At 46.6% G+C, this 18,326-nt stretch carries 20 protein-coding genes and 1 pseudogene; 10 read left to right on the top strand and 11 right to left on the bottom strand.

All coding sequences use genetic code 11. The features are described 5' to 3' along the window. Window positions 1-7: 7 nt before the first annotated feature. The 4 genes from ctaG to JZI27_RS00515 all read right to left on the bottom strand — a co-directional run bounded on the left by ctaG (window position 8) and on the right by JZI27_RS00515 (window position 3,116). Complete coding sequence (ctaG, locus tag JZI27_RS00500; RefSeq protein ID WP_122907262.1) at window positions 8-877, bottom strand: cytochrome c oxidase assembly factor CtaG; 870 nt, start codon at window positions 875-877, stop codon at window positions 8-10. A gap of 181 nt (window positions 878-1,058) precedes the next feature. Continuing rightward, on the bottom strand, window positions 1,059-1,532 hold the full coding sequence (locus JZI27_RS00505; protein ID WP_122907261.1) for a thioredoxin family protein: 474 nt from the start codon (window positions 1,530-1,532) through the stop codon (window positions 1,059-1,061). A 3-nt stretch (window positions 1,533-1,535) separates the two neighbouring features. After that, complete coding sequence (locus JZI27_RS00510) at window positions 1,536-1,964, bottom strand: disulfide oxidoreductase (protein ID WP_122907260.1); 429 nt, start codon at window positions 1,962-1,964, stop codon at window positions 1,536-1,538. 729 nt (window positions 1,965-2,693) lie between these two features. Continuing rightward, entirely contained in the window at window positions 2,694-3,116 is a 423-nt protein-coding gene (locus JZI27_RS00515; protein WP_251245133.1) for a hypothetical protein, read from the bottom strand. Between the two features lie 656 nt (window positions 3,117-3,772). On the opposite strand from JZI27_RS00515, the gene JZI27_RS00520 reads away from it, so the two are divergent. Further along, entirely contained in the window at window positions 3,773-4,537 is a 765-nt protein-coding gene (locus JZI27_RS00520) for a hypothetical protein (protein WP_280206208.1), read from the top strand. A 568-nt stretch (window positions 4,538-5,105) separates the two neighbouring features. Here JZI27_RS00520 and JZI27_RS00525 read toward each other — a convergent pair. Next, on the bottom strand, window positions 5,106-5,912 hold the full coding sequence (locus JZI27_RS00525) for a metallophosphoesterase family protein (RefSeq protein ID WP_251243626.1): 807 nt from the start codon (window positions 5,910-5,912) through the stop codon (window positions 5,106-5,108). Between the two features lie 84 nt (window positions 5,913-5,996). Here JZI27_RS00525 and JZI27_RS00530 point away from each other — a divergent pair, with 84 nt between their 5' ends. Both JZI27_RS00530 and JZI27_RS00535 read left to right on the top strand, forming a co-directional pair. Beyond that, the gene (locus JZI27_RS00530; RefSeq protein WP_280206772.1) at window positions 5,997-6,707 is read left to right on the top strand and encodes an NAD-dependent deacylase; all 711 of its coding nucleotides are present in this window, start codon (window positions 5,997-5,999) and stop codon (window positions 6,705-6,707) included. A 204-nt stretch (window positions 6,708-6,911) separates the two neighbouring features. Continuing rightward, complete coding sequence (locus JZI27_RS00535) at window positions 6,912-8,834, top strand: ABC-F family ATP-binding cassette domain-containing protein (RefSeq protein ID WP_280206214.1); 1,923 nt, start codon at window positions 6,912-6,914, stop codon at window positions 8,832-8,834. A 66-nt stretch (window positions 8,835-8,900) separates the two neighbouring features. Here JZI27_RS00535 and JZI27_RS24990 read toward each other — a convergent pair whose 3' ends face one another. Together JZI27_RS24990 and JZI27_RS24995 are read right to left on the bottom strand one after the other, a co-directional pair. Beyond that, window positions 8,901-9,044 carry a GNAT family acetyltransferase gene (locus JZI27_RS24990; RefSeq protein ID WP_481752788.1) on the bottom strand — a complete coding sequence of 48 codons (144 nt, stop codon included), beginning with the start codon at window positions 9,042-9,044 and terminating at the stop codon, window positions 8,901-8,903. 9 nt (window positions 9,045-9,053) lie between these two features. Next, window positions 9,054-9,098 (bottom strand): annotated as a pseudogene (locus JZI27_RS24995) (hypothetical protein); the annotation flags it as partial. A gap of 368 nt (window positions 9,099-9,466) precedes the next feature. Here JZI27_RS24995 and JZI27_RS00545 point away from each other — a divergent pair. Both JZI27_RS00545 and JZI27_RS00550 read left to right on the top strand, forming a co-directional pair. Then, window positions 9,467-9,991, top strand: a complete 525-nt coding sequence (locus JZI27_RS00545; RefSeq protein WP_280206216.1) for a hypothetical protein — start codon at window positions 9,467-9,469, stop codon at window positions 9,989-9,991. A gap of 131 nt (window positions 9,992-10,122) precedes the next feature. Beyond that, the gene (locus JZI27_RS00550; RefSeq protein ID WP_122907254.1) at window positions 10,123-10,359 is read left to right on the top strand and encodes a hypothetical protein; all 237 of its coding nucleotides are present in this window, start codon (window positions 10,123-10,125) and stop codon (window positions 10,357-10,359) included. Between the two features lie 28 nt (window positions 10,360-10,387). Here JZI27_RS00550 and JZI27_RS00555 read toward each other — a convergent pair whose 3' ends face one another. The 3 genes from JZI27_RS00555 to JZI27_RS00565 form a co-directional block, all read right to left on the bottom strand. Then, complete coding sequence (locus tag JZI27_RS00555) at window positions 10,388-10,750, bottom strand: L,D-transpeptidase (protein ID WP_122907253.1); 363 nt, start codon at window positions 10,748-10,750, stop codon at window positions 10,388-10,390. A 69-nt stretch (window positions 10,751-10,819) separates the two neighbouring features. After that, window positions 10,820-11,065, bottom strand: coding sequence for a hypothetical protein (locus tag JZI27_RS00560; protein ID WP_251243623.1), 246 nt, complete (start codon window positions 11,063-11,065; stop codon window positions 10,820-10,822). Between the two features lie 120 nt (window positions 11,066-11,185). Beyond that, window positions 11,186-11,887 (bottom strand): pirin family protein, encoded by a 702-nt coding sequence (locus JZI27_RS00565; RefSeq protein WP_280206221.1) that lies wholly within the window; start codon window positions 11,885-11,887, stop codon window positions 11,186-11,188. 156 nt (window positions 11,888-12,043) lie between these two features. On the opposite strand from JZI27_RS00565, the gene JZI27_RS00570 reads away from it, so the two are divergent. The 4 genes from JZI27_RS00570 to JZI27_RS00585 all read left to right on the top strand — a co-directional run bounded on the left by JZI27_RS00570 (window position 12,044) and on the right by JZI27_RS00585 (window position 16,488). Beyond that, entirely contained in the window at window positions 12,044-12,802 is a 759-nt protein-coding gene (locus tag JZI27_RS00570; RefSeq protein WP_251243621.1) for a DUF4931 domain-containing protein, read from the top strand. Between the two features lie 12 nt (window positions 12,803-12,814). After that, complete coding sequence (locus JZI27_RS00575) at window positions 12,815-13,315, top strand: GNAT family N-acetyltransferase (RefSeq protein ID WP_251243620.1); 501 nt, start codon at window positions 12,815-12,817, stop codon at window positions 13,313-13,315. A gap of 226 nt (window positions 13,316-13,541) precedes the next feature. Beyond that, on the top strand, window positions 13,542-14,681 hold the full coding sequence (locus tag JZI27_RS00580; protein WP_122907250.1) for a virulence factor: 1,140 nt from the start codon (window positions 13,542-13,544) through the stop codon (window positions 14,679-14,681). 511 nt (window positions 14,682-15,192) lie between these two features. Further along, entirely contained in the window at window positions 15,193-16,488 is a 1,296-nt protein-coding gene (locus tag JZI27_RS00585) for a phytoene desaturase family protein (protein WP_122907249.1), read from the top strand. Window positions 16,489-16,592: 104 nt separating this feature from the next. Here the strand turns inward: JZI27_RS00585 and JZI27_RS00590 are convergent, their stop codons facing one another. After that, entirely contained in the window at window positions 16,593-17,399 is an 807-nt protein-coding gene (locus JZI27_RS00590) for a serine hydrolase (RefSeq protein ID WP_280206225.1), read from the bottom strand. A gap of 133 nt (window positions 17,400-17,532) precedes the next feature. On the opposite strand from JZI27_RS00590, the gene JZI27_RS00595 reads away from it, so the two are divergent. Further along, entirely contained in the window at window positions 17,533-18,267 is a 735-nt protein-coding gene (locus JZI27_RS00595) for a gamma-glutamyl-gamma-aminobutyrate hydrolase family protein (RefSeq protein WP_251243617.1), read from the top strand. Window positions 18,268-18,326: the final 59 nt, after the last annotated feature.

Consider the following 18,326-nt stretch of genomic DNA (forward strand, 5'->3'; position numbering starts at 1 on the left):
GTGGGTATTAGTGGGGCAACAGTCCCTCGTCGGGCTGATCCCTTTCTTTCCGGTACCAGGTCGTAAATACATAAGCGAGCACGATGCCATAGTTCAATTCCTGCATCAGCTTCATCAAAATTCCGCCCAATCGTTGATCCTCCAGTGGATCCATTGTAATCGTAAACATAGACTTGTCGATAGGGGCAGAGAAAAATGGTGCGCAAAGCATGGTTGGACCATTCAAGTAGGTGTCGTACATAGGTGCTCCAGCAAACATGATCAGTGCGCACGCTGGAGTAATCAATACGCCATTGGCGAAAATGTAGGCCAGCTTTTGCAGATGAGTTAACCGATGAATTTCGGGAACAGGCGCAATAACGGGCATCCACATGAAGAAAGCGGCGATTAAGAGAATGAGATGAATCAGGTTGTGCATGGCCAGGTTGTTCATGGCCAGATCGAGAATGAAAGGCACATGATAGAACGAAAACAGAGCATTAAACAGGATAACGGCTGGAAGCGGGTGGGTGAAGATTTTCAGGATCATCCGAATCCAACCGTAACTCGCGAGATAACGGAATAAATACTTGGGTGTGCCGGCCAGAATCAGCAGGGGCATGACCAAGTACAAGAGTGACTGCTGCAGCATGTGAGCGCTGAACAAGAAATGACCGCTCACGTTTAATGGACTTCCCAGACTAAAGTAAAAAAGGAGCAGTCCCGCCGAAAACATGATTTTTTGTCGTAATGAAACTGGCTCTGCGTCTGGAAAGGTGTGACGCAAGGGACCGATAAATGAATAATAAGCGACTCCGATCAAAACGGTAAGCACGATCAGCTCAGGGTTCCATGTCCCGCGAAAGCCAAAAGTTTCCGTCAGATAGGTGAGATTCATGGTACTACCTCCGTTTTCCAATGATGTTCCCCATTACCTATTATAGGCATGATTCAGGATAAGCCTAATGACTCGTAAGGGCTATTTTTACACGAGAAAAGCCGAAGTGTTCACACATCTGTCACGCCGCCATCATAAGAGAAGCCCCCCGTTCATCCAAACGGGAGGCCGAAGCGTCTTATTACGAGCCTTGCTGTTGTTCTTCAAACCATTTTTTCCACAGCTCGCCATCTCTTCCGCCTTCCAGACGAGCAACTTCTTTACCGCCCTTGTAGTGGATGAGAGTTGGAGTAGCTGTGATTTGATACGTATCCCAGCTGGAAGTAAATTCAAGCAGGTTGTGCTTCTTCATATCGATGTTCATGTCTTTGGCAATCGGAACCAGGACAGGTGTCGTAGCGATGCAGTGCTCACACGTTGGACTGAAGTAGTAAACGTATAGATCTTCCTGATTCTCCAGGCGTGTTTTTAGATCGTCTGGCAGGATTTGATTGTCGTAAAGAGGATCGTTCAATTGTTCCAGTGTTGCAGGATGCAGCGTAGATTTTCCGTAAGGGTTTCCTGCTGCTATTTCGCGATTGGAGATGTCGGAGTACACGATCGCGCCAATCAGCAAAGCTGCAACAAGAACAGATAGGAAGATAATTTTTTTCAAAGCCTATTTCTCCTTTACATTTTTTAGGACGATGTACTGCATGATTCCGATCAAAATGAAGGCTACAAGTGCCAGAAAAGGAATCGTGATAAAGCCAAACCAGTTGATATAAGCGGTGTTACACGGCACGATACCGCAAGAGTTTCCCATCTCGTGCAGAAAAGGGATTTTCTGAATGGCATAATGGTAGAGCGAGATCAAGCCGCCTATCACGGAAAGAATCAATCCGTACAGGGACATCTTGTAATCCTTTCTGGCAGACGCCACACCTAGCAAGATCACAAGCGGGTACATCAAGATGCGCTGGTACCAGCATAACTCACAGGGTATGTATTTGAGAACCTCGGAAAAAAAGAGACTTCCTGATGTCGCGATCAGAGAGATTCCCCAGGAGAAAAACATGCCTTGCTCTAGGATTTTTTCGCGTTTCATATCAACACCTCGTTTAATATTCTACCATAATTACGAATTGAAAGCGGATTATAAAAAGTAACAATTTGTGAAAGGAATATTAACTTGACTCTTGTAAATTTGCTTTCGTTAAGCCAAGATTTTATGGTTTGATTTTCACGGCGGATGATATGGAAGCTGCGAAAATTACAGGTCCTTTAGCACATAGACGACTTCCTCTTTGATTGCCGGAAATGAGTCGATCATGTCAATCGCAAGCTAGTCTTTACTCATGAACACACGCTGATCCTCGTTACACTAGTTCTCCCGGAAATACGGACAACGGTCTCCAGGTGAACCTGTTGAAGAAGCGTGTGATACAACAAAGAAGTCGATGGTTCCAGGATGCGTTGAGATTCTGGATATGTTCCCTGCCCCTAGCAAAGAATCATACCGTGAACGAAAGTATCTAAATAACGTAACTGGTACCCTCGAACTCCAACTGAAGTCCCGGAATGAGCTAGATTATTGCCAAGTGTAAGGTAACATGGAAGTTGTACATACCCCTTATTGTGGAAATTGGTTTCAATACCGTCAATTTCACTAAAAAAGGGCTGATGTCCCTTTTATATTTGGGAGACTCGACAAAAGTTCCGTTAAAGTGATTCAAGTCAACAAAATTAAGCAAATGATACTTAGTAGAATTTTTTCAAGGGTCAAGTCCCTAATTAATCCACTTTGCTATTATCTGGAATTAGGGCCAAATCTTTGTTATTTTTCGACAATCGAAAGTGGGGCATTTCCATACATATCTACAGTCCAAATATTATTAAACTCCCGCCACTGTTTTAAATCCACTCGATAGACAAAGTTTTCTTTAGTTAAAACTAAAATGTGACGGATATTGTCGATTTCATTTATTGTTTGAAATGACTCAATATCTTGTTTTAATTGGTGAGTAAAAAAATTTAAAAGAACAAGTTTATAATTGCTTCTCTGAGTATGGGTCTGTATCGATTTTAACTCTTCCGTATTGAACTCCTCACCAGAATTAAAGTCATGAATTAAATGAAATTGTTCAACTAACATGTCACGATCGACGATAGAATGAGAACTCATGCTGTCTCTTTCTTCACACCCAATTAATAATAACGTAACTAAAACTAATTCTAAAACAATAGATAATCTACCCATAAAAACCTCCCTCAAAAAAAGTTATTGAAATTTCGTCTCTAGTTGAAATGACTGCATATGCACACCACCCGTATCCAACTAAAAGACATATAGACAGCACACATTTAAGATCCGTCGACGAGTATTTTTGTATTGAGACTAGGGTTTCGTCAACTTGGAGTCAGGGTGATGCATATAAATTTATCCGAGATATACTGTATGAAGAAGGAGGATGGGATCTAATAGGGAATGAGAGAGTATATTTCATGGGGATAGGGATTACTGATAACTGTGAAGATTTATCCTCTTCAGACGAATCTAAAACCACTTTTCGTTATTATATAGAGGATAATACAAATTCGACCGTTAAATGCGATTCCGGGAGTACCGTTTCTAGATACTCATGTGTAAGAAGGTATGGCTTATCAGTTCAACCTGATGGACATGATCATTATGACTACGGCATCGCATTTATACGATCTAGAGACTTAACAAGTGGAGGCTCTCACACGGTAAATCATGAAACTGGACATTTACTTGGTCTAGTAGATCCAGCACAAGGGAATTGCACTAAAAGCATAATGCATAGCAAAGCCTATGGCTGTTCCACCAATTATGCTCAACCAACAGCAAATGATCTAGATTCTGTCGATTCTGAAGTTAGGGGGGATTAAATAATGAAATCGAAAAAATATTACTTTTTTACTATATTCGCTTTAATCACTACTGTACTGATTGGTGGAAGCTATTTTTCGCAAGTTGAAGCGCATTCAAATACATCTAAGGAACACTCTAATAAATTTGAAGAAAACGATTTATTCATCGGTGGGCCATTAGTGACAAAAAATCGCTCAAAAAAAATTATCTGTATTGAAGATGTCTCTACCACTCAAAGTAAAAATGCAAGTTCAGATAAAATTGTAAATAAGGTTGAAGCTCAGATTGAAAAATTAAGCAAGAATAATAAAAGATATAGAGAAGTAAATTATCATTCAGTTGAGGTAGAAGTTATCGAAGGATGTTCATTTACTCCTTTTCTGAATGACCTTAATAATTCACATCCAGTATATGGAGGCGCTTCGGAAGATAGGGTAGTTGATCTACCAAGTGAAGAATCCCTTGGAATATTTATTGTTGATCAGGAGATAATTGACAAGCAATTTAAGAATGCTCCAAATAGATGGTCTCCAGAAGAAATGTTATGTGAGGGACTTGAATGTTTCGAAGTAACAAAAGGTATCTATTTTACATCCGATGAAATCAATGACAGTAAGATGGAACCTATTTTATATCAAGAACTAATTTATGGATTTGGCCTTGAAACGATGATTTCAATTGATGAAGAAAAGCAGAAAAAAGACCGTGAAAGAAAGGAACAAGAGAAAAAAGAATTAAAGAAAAAGAAAGAAAATGAGGAGAATGAAACGAATATATCGGATTAATCCGAAAGTCAACCTATAGAAGGCTTCGTCTCCAAACTTGGTTGTTTTCTTCTCAGCCAACCCCGTCAAGGATGGGACATCTCCCTTATTGTGTAAATTGGCATCAATACCGTCAATTTCACTAAAAAGGGGCTGATGTCCTTTTTATATAGGGAATTCGATAAAAGATCCTATAAAGTGATTCGATTCATCATTTTTTATATTTGTACCCCCTAAAATCTTTGGTTTTTTCTAAAAGACGACTTTTGCAGAAGTCTCCCTTTTGGGCTGGTCTATTAAAAAGAAAAATTGCGATGATGATCACTGACCCTCTCTATACTTTGTTAGTTACAATTAAAAAATGTAGTGTTTGGTAAATAAGAGTATACATAGTTTCGCGTATGCACGACTTGATATGGAGAGGCGGGCATGATAGGCTTACATGCCTGTAGACATGATAATCTGCAGTCTTTTGCCTGGAGTCATGCCCGTGTCGGCTCCATGTCAAGCAGGCTAATAAATGCATGAATAGTCATTGTAATGAATATTGTTAATTGCCATTTGGTACATTTTTCAATTGCCAAAAACACTATACTTTCCATCCTTTTTCATTAGGATTAGCAAACGTAAAAACACTTTGCACATTCTGGACGGGCGTATACCAGTATTCCAGAGTCGGCCATTGCAGCAAAAGGACTCCGCGTTGATAGCCGGCACCGCCATCAATCCCGATGATATTGTTTCGTTTCCAGGGACCTTTCCCGCTATAGTCAGGAAGGCGATCGACAGGCGTATGTCCAAATATGACAGGGAGGCTTCCGTCATAATGCTCGTAAAAAGGCTGGCGTATCCAGAGTAAATCCTCCGGTCTCTGTGCGGATAGTGGGACATGGGGACGGATTCCGGCATGGACGAGCAAGACGGGGGGAGAGTTTGTTCGTGGGTCAGCTGGCAGTTCCATGAACAGCGGAAGCGAAGCAAGTGCTGGAAGCAGCTGCGGGTAGCGGCTCAGGATGACTTGACGGGCTTGATCTTGTTCTTCCGGCGTGGGCATACGGCCGAGAAAAGCTCGTCGCAAAGGGTGGTCATCCAGAAGAGATCGGATAGTCGCATCTCCGCCGTTATAGCGCAGATAGAGTTCAGGGTTACCCTGTCCTTGCAGCCAATCCTGCAGCATCTGCTCATGGTTTCCTTTAATCAAAAATACTTGATCCGGATAAACCTGTCGCATCTCCAGCAAATGGAACAGCACTTCTTTTGATTTTGGGCCCCTGTCCACCATGTCGCCGATAACGTAGAGCGCATCTCCATTTTGCAGGGAAAAAGAAGTGTTTTGAAGAGCTTGCTGAAAGGTCGGGTATTGCCCGTGAATATCTGAGACGAAATAGGTGGTCATTCAACCCCTCCTTCCTATACAGAATGGAATGCCTTCCTTTACAATATGTACAAATAAGGCCGGGGTGAAAGGAAGTGATCCATGATGAACAGACTGGGCGAGATGCTGCGGGAAGCAGCATCAGTGGTTGTGTTCACAGGAGCGGGTATGTCGACAGAGAGCGGTTTGCCGGATTTTCGCTCGCAAAAAGGATTATGGCAAGGAAAAGACCCGATGAGGCTGGCCAGTACCCAGGCCATGCTTCATCACCGGGATGATTTCATTACTTTTTACCGTACACGAGTGGAGGGCTTGCTGGCTTGCAAGCCACATCGCGGACATGAGATCTTGGCAGGTTTAGAGGAGTCAGGCAGGATCTGCGGAATCATTACACAAAATGTAGATGGTTTTCACCAACGGGCAGGCAGCAAAAAAGTAGCTCAGCTCCATGGAACCTTGGAGACTGTGCATTGCAGCACATGTGCAAAGGTATACCCCAGTTCACGGTATCTGGAGCAAGGGGGGACAGCGTGTGCCTGCGGCGGTTTTCTGCGACCTTCTGTTGTTTTGTTCGGAGAATCATTGCCGTATCAGGAAGTGGAACAGGCGCAGCAGTGGACAGATCAGGCAGATTTATTCATTGTTCTAGGCTCTTCCTTAGCGGTTAGTCCGGCCAATTGGTTTCCTCAGCGTGCAAAAGAGGGGGGTGCCAAGCTGGTGATAGTCAATCATGATCCTACACCGCTCGATGATTGGGCGGATTTGTTGATTCATGGGGAACGGATTGGCGAGGTGTTAGCCAGGATACACGAATAGGACGATCATTCATCAAAAAAGAGTGGGAGGATAAGGCTTCTCCCACTCTTGCCGTAAAAGCGCTAGATTTGAAATTTTCCTTCCATTGAAAATCGTACTGTAGCGGACAACCAACTAGAGCTAACAGCCAAAACATGTTACCATTTGTTCATGTGCGCGTGATGTGCAATGGTACTGGTGAATCGAAACGTACAGGAGACGAATATGCAAATACTATCTGTGGAAAACCTCTCCAAAGGCTACGGAGAAAAAGTATTGTTTGATAACATTTCCTTTCATATTTCAGAACAGCAGCGAATTGGTCTGATTGGGGTAAATGGGACTGGAAAATCCTCGCTGCTCAAAATACTTGCTGGCCTGGATACGGCTGACAGCGGCAAGGTTGTACACGCCAATCGCTTCGTCGTCGAATATCTGCCGCAGAACCCAAGCTTTGACGAGAACTCTACTGTACTGGATCAGGTCTTTTATGGAGATTCTCCACTGATTCAGCTCTTGCGTGAGTATGAGCAGGCACTGGCGGACCTGCAAAAAGCACCAGACGATGAGAAAAAGCAGTCCCGCGTATTTTTCTTGCAAAGCAAAATGGATGCTGCAGATGCATGGGAGAGCAACACGACGGCAAAAATGATTCTAACTCAGCTGGGTATCCATGATTTTTCGCAGCGAGTAGGCGAACTGTCCGGGGGGCAGCGCAAGCGAGTGGCAATGGCTCGAGCCCTGATCCAACCTGCAGACTTGCTCATTTTGGACGAACCGACCAACCACATCGACAACGAGACAGTGGAATGGCTGGAGGAGTATCTGACCCGCTATAAAGGAGCCCTGCTGCTCGTCACCCACGATCGCTATTTTCTCGACAGGGTAACCAATCGCACGTTTGAGCTGGATCGCGGTAAGCTGTATAGCTACGAGGGCAATTACGCGACATTCCTGGAGAAAAAAGCGGAGAGAGAAGAAAACGAGGCTGCAGCAGAGAGCAAACGTCAAAATCTGCTTCGCAGGGAACTGGCGTGGCTCAGGCGAGGAGCCAAAGCGCGGACTACCAAGCAAAAAGCTCGCGTTCAACGGGCTGAGGAGCTGCGCGATCGTGTGGTAGAAGGTCCATCGGCGAAAATGGACATGGCGCTTGGAGCCAGTCGTCTGGGAAAAAAAGTAATTGAAATTGAAAAAGTGAGCAAATCCTTCGGGGACCGCAAACTGATTGAAGATTTTAGCTACATCGTCGCTCCGGGTGATCGTATAGGCATCATTGGACCAAATGGAAGCGGGAAATCTACCTTGCTAAACATATTGGCAGGGCGCATAGAGCCGGATTCTGGTCAGGTAGACGTGGGGTTGACGGTCAAAATCGCCTATTACACCCAGCATAATGTGGAAATGGATGAGAAGCTTAGAGCGATCGAGTATGTGAAAGAAGCAGCTGAGGTCATTTCGACAAGTGACGGGCAGACCATTACCGCCTCGCAAATGATGGAACGCTTTTTGTTTTCACCCCATATGCAGTGGACGCCGATTTCCAAGCTCTCTGGTGGAGAAAAGCGCCGTCTCTACCTGCTGCGTACCTTGATGGGCGAGCCGAACGTCTTGTTCCTGGATGAGCCGACGAACGATTTGGATATTCAGACGCTGAGCATTCTGGAGGATTATCTGGAGCAGTTTCCTGGTGCCGTGATTACGGTTTCGCATGATCGCTACTTTCTGGATCGCACCATTGAACACCTCTTCGCTTTTGAAGGACAAGGAAGCATCCGTCACTTCTTCGGGAATTATTCCGAATACCTGGAGATCAGACGGATGGAAAAAAGCGAGGAACCGTCCCCAGAGGTAGCCAAAAATCAGACGGATAATACGGAGAAAAGCAGTGGCAACAGAGGGAATAACCGAACCCGCAAGCTGTCCTACAAGGATCAGAAGGAGTGGGATGGGATCGAAGGGAGAATTGCTGCTCTCGAAGAACGGCTTGTTGTGTTAAAACAGGAAATCGCCGCATCTGGCAGTGACTACGCCAAGGTGGAGAAGCTGTTCGCAGAGGAACAGCAGGTGGCTGCCGACCTGGAAGCAGCCGTCGAACGGTGGGCAGTGCTTTCTTCCTTGGTCGAAGAATTGGAGCAGGGAAAATCATAAGTAATCAGATGAGCATGTAAAGGCAGTGGAGCTTAAGGCGGCCACTGCCTTTCTTGCTTCCATGGGTCATTTCACGGATACGAAGTCATTCACGTTGACTCGCCAAATCATGTGAGGAACGCCTTCACCCCAGTAATCCTGCAACAGATAAGCAGGCTCACCGAATTTATGTTGCCAGATTTTTTGTGCCCGAGTATAGCCGCTATCCAAACAAACTTCTTCTATACCTTTGTTCTTAAAGGTTGCGAACATCTCGATTAACAATTGATTGCCAACCCCTTGCCCTTGATAGGCTGGATGGACGAAGACGGTACCCAGTTCAGGCAGTTCTTTATAGGCATGTTCCGTACAAGAATGGATCAGCTCGCTTGAGGGCCGTATTCGATAGTTCCGATTATTTTATCTCCATCGCAAGCGATGAGAAAGTATCTTTCTTTGCCGTCACTCACAATGTCTTGATTCAGATAAGCTTTTGGCCTCCTGATCACAGCACTCTTCATCTTTTACCCCTTTCCACAACAATATTTCCAATTCTATCACTTTTTTTCGGTATGTTTAAAGGTGGAATCCCCCAACTGAAAAAGCTATCCTTGGATTTTTTCCTGTATAATCATGGAAGGGAGTGTGATTCTATGTTGGCGAAAATGGAACGGGAAAAATTTGATGCCTGGCAGACTGAGCTGCTGGGACGTGCGTGTATCGAGCATGTGCAGCAGCAGGTTCAGGGGAAAAGCCCACAGGTCAAGATGGAAGTGTATAAGGAGTTAACCGCAGGACAGCGGGCGTTGTTCATGTTTCATGTCTTGCATGATCACGCACATCCATCTGTTGCCGAGTTCGTCAGCTGGATCGCCTATACGTTGGACCATTTTTCATACTGGATCGGAATACAGGCAGGCTTGCGCTATTTTGAGCAGGAAGATATCCTCCACCTTTTAGAAGAAATGAAAGTAGTGCTAGAAGAACGGAATCAGCGATTAGGCATTCAGATGTCGCAAATATCTGTTCTGGATCTGGAGGAGGATCCCAGCTTGAAAGAGGAAGCCAGCCGACTCTATCAAAGATATCAAGAGCTAAGTGAAGGTACTTTGCTCAGAATAGGTCGCACGATTCGGTCCAATCCAGGTGAGTTTGTAACCTTGTGCGATGGGGCTTGAAGGAAGATCCTGAGCAACGAAATAATGGACTTGTTGTCAAACTATGCTTATACAGCCAGTTATTGATGCTGTGAACGACAGCTTCCTTCATGTAGACTAATGAGGATTACAGAGTAGAGGAGTCGCTGTCTTTGCCTGCATACAAACTGGACCCAGAGTGGGTAATGTCCTATCTGGCTACTCAAGAAGAAGCACTGGTTACGGATGTGCCGGAACAAAAAGAAGAGATCATGAACAAAATCCGGGAATTGACTTTGTCGATTATGTACAAGCAAGCCAGGCGCTATATTGTTTACCTGGAATCTGACGAAACCAACACAACCAACACAACCGAAAATTTGAGTCATGGCAAAACCCGCCTCTCCTGAAGAGTGCGGGTTTTGGTTTTCCTTGGGCCTATTTCTGGCGAATACGGACGGGAGTCCCGATAGGAACAAGCTTGGCTAGCTCATTCACGTCCTGATTGTACATGCGGATGCATCCGTGAGATACATAATGACCGATAGAGGCTGGGTTATTGGTTCCGTGAATTCCATAATGTGGCTTGCTCAACCCTAGCCAAAAGGTGCCGAACACACTGAGTGGGCCGCCGGGGTAGGAATTCGGATAAGGAACTTTGTTGATTATCGTAAAATCTCCTCGCGGGGTAGAAGTGGCGATCTTTCCTAGAGCAACAGGAAAAGAGCGAACTAGCTTGCTACCATCAAAAAGGTCAAGCCTGAGATCAGTAATCGAAATGCGGATGTTGTAGGACGGCATCTCCTCCACCTCCCGTACTACCACATCCTATGTTCGCCGTCCGCAGATGTACCTCATGACACTGTTCAGTCAGCGGATCCAGATATCTCGAGACATCGGATCGGGGTATCGCAATCCATCCCGGTAAAACAGGGTTCGTACCGATGCATACAGGCGCAGTGGGATGGAAGGAAAGACGATGGCCAGCATGCCCTCTTCCAGCACAGGCAAATCCAATGGGGTCAGGATTTCATAGGGTACGCCTTCCTCATCCAGAAGAAGTTTATACCGGTGAGCTTCACTCCAGCTAACCGGATAGTAAAACGATCTTTCCATGCTCCTCCAACCCCTTTTTGTCATTCACTACTACGATTGTAAACGATGGAATTGAGACAAAAAATAAGCCGCAGCCTAGATGCGTACTTAAGCTGCGGATGTCATGTCGTCTATTCGATGTTAGGGCAAATCGATCAGCATGAAGAAGGCACCGGATGATGTGGCAATCTCAAGGCTGGGCTGCTCCGTGATTCGCGCTGCGTCCCGGCGATGAAGCAGTTCCTCTTGATTAAGCAAAAGCTCCCCTTCCATGACGAACAGGTATATTCGACGTCCGGCGGTTTGCTCGAATTGAAGCGTCTGTCCAGATTCCAGCTTTGACAAATAGAGAGTCATATCCTGATGAATCGAGGCAGTCTCTTCGCCACCCTTGGCGGAAACAACAGGGTGTAGCCGATTCGTCAGTTTGCTAGGGTCATAGGCCTTTTGTTCATAGGATGGGGTCAAGCCGTACTGGGCAGGCTCAAACCAGAGCTGCAGGAATTGTACGTCCTCAGTAGACGAAGGATTCATCTCGGAATGGACAATCCCTGTACCGGCACTCATCCGCTGAACTTCGCCGGGGCGAACGATTTCTTGTCTACCCGTACTGTCTCGATGGCCGAGCGCACCCTTTAACACGATGGAGACGATCTCCATCTCCTTGTGGGGATGAGCGCCAAATCCCATATTCGGCTGAACCGTATCATCATTGAAAACGCGCAGAGGTCCGAAGCTCATGTTCGATGGGTCGTAGTATTCTGCGAATGAAAAGCTGAAGTTGCTCTTTAGCCATCCGTGATCGGCTGTGTAACGGGAGGCAGCTTTGTGTATGGATATCATAGGTAAACCTCCTCAGGGTAGTGGATCTGCTGTAATCGTAAAACACGGATATCCTTTTGTGAAGCGAATAACCTGCAAATCAAGAAAGAGTGGAACGATTTACGCCTACGGAGTTTCCATGTAAAGTAAAAGGAGTGGGAAACAGGAGGGAATGGGATGACACAGACGCATTTGCACTTTGACATACACATTGGCAGAAAAAAGCCCGAAAGTGTCCATAACCGCGAGACAGCATGCCCATTTTGCGATCGAAACAGCTTGACGGATGTGCTGGAAAAACGGGGCACGATGATCTGGCTGAAAAATAAGTATCCCGTGCTGAAGGAAACACATCAAACCGTCCTGGTAGAGTCAGATCAGTGTGAGGGTGACTGGTCTGTTTACTCCAAAGAGCATGTTCGCGCTTTGCTGGCGTTTGGGGTGGAGAAATGGCTCGAAATGGAGCGAAGCGGCGAATATCAGTCCGTTCTATTCTTCAAAAACCACGGCCCGTATTCGGGTGGCAGCATTCGTCATCCCCATATGCAGATTGTGGGCCTGAACCAATACGATTATCTCCAGCAGGTAAAGGATTCCGATTTTACTGGGATAGTGATTGATCGGGATACCGGAGTGGAGCTTACTCTCTCCACCTTGCCTAGAGCCGGTTTTTTTGAGTACAATGTCGTCCTTTCCGATTGGGGTCAGATGGGGAAAATGGCGGATTACTTGCAAATACTGGCTCACTGGATCCTACATCACGTCAATCCGCGTTTTCAAAGCTACAACTTTTTCTTCTATCATTGGGGCCAGAAGCTGGTGGCAAAGGTCGTTCCGCGATTCGTGACCTCTCCGCTTTACGTCGGATACGCGATTCCGCAGGTCGCCAATAATCTGGAGGAGATTGTGCAAGAGTTAAGACGCCATTATTTTTAGAGGGGGAAGAGCATGATCTCACCACTTTTCGTAGCAAAAGCTACATTGGAGGCCGACGAACTGGCTGCCATCCAGAAGCTGGTCCAGCTTTGCAACGAGCATGACGGAATCGATCTGAAAGTGAACCCTGACATGCTGCAGTCGCGTCCCGGGAAGCATACCGAAGATTTTCTTTGCTATCAGGATGAGCTACTGGTCGGATTCCTGGGACTCTACTCCTTTCATGGAGGAGAAGCAGAAGTTAGTGGAATGGTTCATCCTGATTACCGGCGAGCTGGTATTTTCCGTACACTTCAGGAGATGTCGGCTGATGAATGCAAAAAGCGGAGCATACCACATCAGCTGTTTATTGTTCAGCGGGAATCCGCATCAGGCAAGGCGTTTGTAGAAAGCCTGGGTGCCGAATATTCATTTTCCGAATACTGGATGGACCTTCAGCCCAATAAAAGATCAGTCCCCATCTCGGATCTGTCCAATTGCGACTGGCCGAAGAGGAAGATATGGAGACATTGATTTGGCTGAATGTCCACGGTTTTCAGATGGCCTGTGTGAATAGTGGGGCCTTATCGCTATACGAATCGTGCGGATTTTTTGTCAAGTCTGCCAACGACTACTACAAGCTTCCTATCTGAGAAGGGCAAAGTGCAGGTATTGAAGCTGTACATTGGAACTCCCGTTGAATTCCGTGCTACCATGAAGGGGAAGCTGGGAGTAGCGCTGAGAAAAGGAGTGACGAAGCATGAAACTGTTATCCATTGAGCCGACGCCAAGTCCAAATGTGATGAAGCTGAACGTGGACGAGCGTTTGCCAGATGGTGTTCAACGTGTCTATACAAAAGATAAATCGGAGCAGGCTCCTGCGATGATGGGCAAGCTGTTGTCTATCGATGGAGTTGTCTCCATTTTTCATACTGCAGATTTTCTTGCGCTGGAACGCAAGTCGAATGCTGATTGGCAAAAGATCCTGACTCAAGCTCGCGAGATTTTACACGCAGGCACGGATCTGGCAGTTCCTGATTTTGGCGCAGAAGATAGCAGTGCAGCATTTGGTGAAGCGCAGGTGTATATCCAGATGTTCCGCGATGTACCGATGCAAGTAAAGGTGACGATGGGGAACGAGCAGATTCGTGCCGCTCTGCCGGAGAGATTTGGGCAAGCGGCTGTTCGCGCTGGTTCAGCTTCGCCTAATTTGCTGATGGAACGAAAATGGGTGGAGCACGGTGTACGATACGGGGATTTGCGCGAGATTGGAGAAGAAGTGGCTCAGGAAATCGATGCTTCTTACCCAGCTGAGCGGGTAGAGGAACTCGTCGCACGAGCGATGCAGCAAGGGCCGGGAGAAGCTCCGGAGCCGATCCGTCGTGAGAAGAAGGTTGTCACTCTCGATATGCTTGACGATCCGGACTGGCAAAAACGATATGCAGCTCTTGATCGGATGGAGCCGACAGTGGATGATCTGCCTGTTTTAGAAAAAGCTTTGCAGGATACCAAATCCTCAATCCGCAGACAAGCCGTAGTCTATCTAGGGATGGTTGAGACAGAGGCGGTATATCCGCTCTTGTATCAGGCACTTCAGGATGATTCCGTCTCTGTACGGCGCACGGCAGGCGATACCTTGTCTGATTTGGGAGATCCCCGAGCAATCCCGGCAATGTGCAAGGCGCTCAAGGATCGGAACAAGCTGGTGCGCTGGCGTGCGGCCCGCTTTCTCTTTGAGGTTGGGGACGAATCGGCACTAGAAGCCTTGCAGGAGGCGCAGAACGATCCGGAATTTGAAGTGAGCCTGCAGGTGAAAATGGCTCTGGAGCGGATTGAGAGCGGAGAAGCTGCCAGCGGTACAGTTTGGCAGCAGATGACGCGACGAAATGAACAGAACTAAAGAAGTCAACAATCACTGACCTCATGCCGCTGACCGGCCATCGCAGCAACTGCTCGATCTCAGCATCGGGCAAATCCTCTGCGATACGGGCAGCGGCTACTTGTCGTACAGCTTGCTTACATGATATGCCTGATCAAGTCCTTTTTTTGCGGGTTCATGTGCAAAGATGCGGGTAGAACCGTTCGACGAAGGGATGTTTATTTTTTTCCAAGTTCCATGTACGATCGTATCCTGTCAATCAAGTTGATGCTGGATATCCGTTGGTTGGAAGGGAATACTAGTTCAGATCTCCGACAAGGGGAGAGCAGACACATCTTTACCCACCTGATTTGGAAAAGGAATCCACTTCGTATGACAACACTGTCAGGTAAAAAATGGTATATACCAGTATAAAAATAGACAGAGTTCAATAATGATTGACTTCTGCTTCGTATATCCAGTATTCTAATGATTGGGTTTGACGTAAATCATATAGTAGATCAACATCGCTAGCGCGTAGGGGAGATTGTGTATGACAACCAATCACTATGACGTTGTTGTCGTAGGCGGAGGACTTGCGGGTCTTTCTACAGCCGCCTATCTATCGTCGAAAGGCAAAAAAGTAGCTGTATTGGAGCGCGGACAATTGGGTGGCCGTGCCGTAACTTTGAAAATCAAAGGCTTCAACTTTAACTTCGGGGCACATGCGATTTACGCACGTGACAGTTCTGTTCTGAGAACGTTTGAAAAAGAACTGGATTTGAAGATTGATTGGCAAGACTTCAATCCAACCAAGGCAAAGTACGATATCGGAAGCGACTTGACAGCGGTTCCGGCGAATGTGCAGGGCCTTTTCCAAACCAGGCTGTTGAAAGGCTTGGACAAAGTATTGTTTACGTTTGAAATTTTAAAAACGATGCTGAAAATGGAGCAGGGACACCCCCATCTCTCGATTCAAAAGTGGATGGAGAAAAAGCACATCAACGAGGAAGTCAAGGAAATGATGCTGACGCTGGCATCCTCCAACTTCTTCACCCGTGAACCTGAAAAGATTCCATCGGATGTATTCTTCAATTATTACAGCCGCTTGTTTATGACGAACAAACCGGTTGCATACATCGGTGGAGGCTGGCAAGCGCTGATTTCGGAGTTTGTACGTGTCATCGAGGCGAACAATGGTACGATTTTGACCAAAACCAAGGTCGAGTCCATTCACGTAGAAGACGAACGGGTTGTAGGAGTCGTGACACCGGATGGTGAGATTACAGGAGATGAATTCGTCAGCTGTATCCCACCAAAGGAAATGGTGAAGGTCTTCAGCGAAACTCGTCTGGAGCATGCCATTGCCCAATATGCCGAGTACGAACCGACAGTCGTTGTCGTGTATGACGTAGGCTTGAAGGAACGCATTGACGTGCCTTATTCCTATATTTACGACAAGCAAAACAACATTTTTATTACCGATATCTCGTACTACGACCACAGCTGTGTGCCAGAAGGCGGTCAATTGCTTCAGGCCACTGCCTACCTGCGCCAATCCGAGGTTGGTAACAAAGAGATCGTGGAACAGCGCAAGCAGGAAATCGAAAATCTGTACGACAAGCACTTCCCTGGCTGGAGAGATCAACTGGTGGTGCCACGTGTTTCCACGCGTGCGATTGTCCAGGAGATCAAATGGACGATGACACAAAAACCGATGCCGACCTCTCTCCCGGATTACCGGAACCTCTTCTTTGCTGGAGACTGGTGCGAAGGACAAGGACAGCTGTCTGAGCTCTCGTTCTCCAGTGCCATGGAAGTAAGCAAGCTGATCCTGGAAAAAGAATAATCGATGTAACAAGCGTGTACGTTCCCACAAATATGGCGTACACGCTTTTTTTACGTCATAAAAATCAAAGACCCACCTGCTGAGGGTGGGCGTGGTTTGGTCGATTACTTGCTGTACAGGTCGAATACCAGTTTCCCGATGCTGGCGATGGTCTGCACAGCGGCTTTTTGAGGCAATCCCTTGTTCAGTACACAGATCGTGACAGCGCTCGAACCGACGTAGAGAATGCCTATATCATGTGTAATATTGGTAACAGAACCCGTCTTGTTCGCGAGCTCCCAGCTGGGCAGAGAGCCAATCATATCGCCGCTGGGATAAGGAAAGTGGAGCGGGATCCGGTCGCGATGCTGCTGCTGTTTCAAAATGGCCATCATTCTTGCGCAGCTGTCGTAGGAGATCACCTTGCCTTTTGCCAGATAACGCAAGTGATTGCCCAGATCGGCAGCTGTCACTTCGTTGTATCCCTCTACTTGTGCAGGTACAATCATCAGCTTGTTGTAAAAGTGGCTGTTGGTCATCTCGGTCGCCTGCATGATACTGCGAATCGACTCTATTCCGACGAGATCGATCAGCATGTTGGTCGCTGTATTATCGCTTTGAATAATCATCAGCGTGACCAGATCTTGTACCGTCCACTCAGAACCAGGCGTCATATGCTGCAAAATGCCTGCCCCTCCGACCTGATCCTCCTGGCGCAGCCTGATTTTCGTTTCCAAAGCAAATTTGCCTGCATACACCTCAGCAAAGACTGCTGCCATGATCGGAACCTTGATCACACTTGCTGCATAGAAACGTTCATTTTGATTAAAAGAAAGTTGTTCACCGGTATGCAAATCTTCGAGATAAACCCCCCATTCACCACCTGATTCTTCCAGTAATGGCGCGATAGAGGGGGAGAGGCTGGATAGCATAGAAAACAACTCCTTTTAATATAGACAAAATTTTCTTACTATAATAGTATGTAGTCAAGCTCTGAACAGCAAGAAGTTTTTCAGGAATCATGTTAAAAAAGCTACCCACTTTGAAGACAAGGAAGTGACCTGAGTGCGTCCGGTAATTGGTGTCGTATGTTCAAAAATGTATTTGCCCAACAACAATCTCGACCAGTATTTTTATGTGGGTTCCGGCTATGTGGACGGGATTGCCCGTGTTGGAGGAATTCCTCTGATCATGCCGTTGTTAGGTATACAGGAGCCGCCGTTCCAAGCCATGATGGAAGCTGTGGATGGAATCATTCTGACCGGAGGCGAAGACCCTGCTCCGCACCTGTACGGTGAGGAACCGTTGCAGCGTCTGGGAGAAGTGGAGTACGAGCGGGATTTGACAGAGCTTGCCATTATCAAGCTTGCTTTGGAGCAGAAAAAACCGATGCTGGGGATCTGCAGAGGGATGCAGATCATGAACGTAGCTTGCGGTGGTACGTTGATTCAGGATATCCCAAGTCAAGTGCCAGGTGCCTTCCAGCACGCCCAGAAAGGCTCTCGTCAATACGGGGCGCACAAGGTACAGCTTCAGCCGGGCATGGTGGCAGATGCACTGGGTACCACGGAGATTCTGGTGAACACCTCTCACCACCAATCTGTCAAGGATGTCGCGCCAAGCTTCAAGATCACTGGTGTGGCAGCAGATGGCGTAGTCGAGGCGATCGAGAGCCTGGACGGTTTGCATATCGGATTGCAGTGGCACCCTGAGCGCATGTGGGGCCATGATTCCACGATGCTGAAAATTGCCGAAGCGTTTGTCGCGAAGGTCATACAAACCAAAGAACAAGCCAACTGAGCAAGCTTGCAGCAAGAAACTGTCCACATGTTAAATGGGGCAGTTTTTTCTTTTTTCAA

It is taken from the genome of Brevibacillus sp. AY1, assembly GCF_029870785.1.
GTDB classification, from domain to species: domain Bacteria; phylum Bacillota; class Bacilli; order Brevibacillales; family Brevibacillaceae; genus Brevibacillus; species Brevibacillus invocatus.